Below are 242 nucleotides of genomic sequence, written 5' to 3' on the forward strand. Positions count from 1 at the left end.
CATAAAGTCTCTGGAGCGCACCACAACGATTTTTTTGTACTTTTTTAACTCCAATACTTGATGCAGCGCCGAAGCAACTGCTAAAAAAGTTTTTCCGGAGCCAGCAGGGCCAAGGATGATATTTAAGTCATAATATGGATCTGTTAATTGGCTTAAAGCTACTGCCTGACGCTGATTTTTAGGCAAAATGCCCCATACTTTTTCTTGTTTACGAGGCAATAACTTTGTGAATACCTCAGTAT

The 242-nt window shown here is 39.7% G+C and carries 1 protein-coding gene; it reads right to left on the reverse strand.

Annotated elements, in window-relative coordinates; all coding sequences use genetic code 11:
- The coding region (locus tag AAEY62_RS24340; RefSeq protein WP_502935571.1) for a PhoH family protein at positions 1 to 219 on the reverse strand (219 nt) is incomplete at its 3' end.
- Positions 220 to 242 lie beyond the last annotated feature (23 nt).

Origin of the sequence: Pseudoalteromonas sp. GW168-MNA-CIBAN-0100 (assembly GCF_040309225.1) — a bacterium.
GTDB lineage: Bacteria > Pseudomonadota > Gammaproteobacteria > Enterobacterales > Alteromonadaceae > Pseudoalteromonas > Pseudoalteromonas arctica.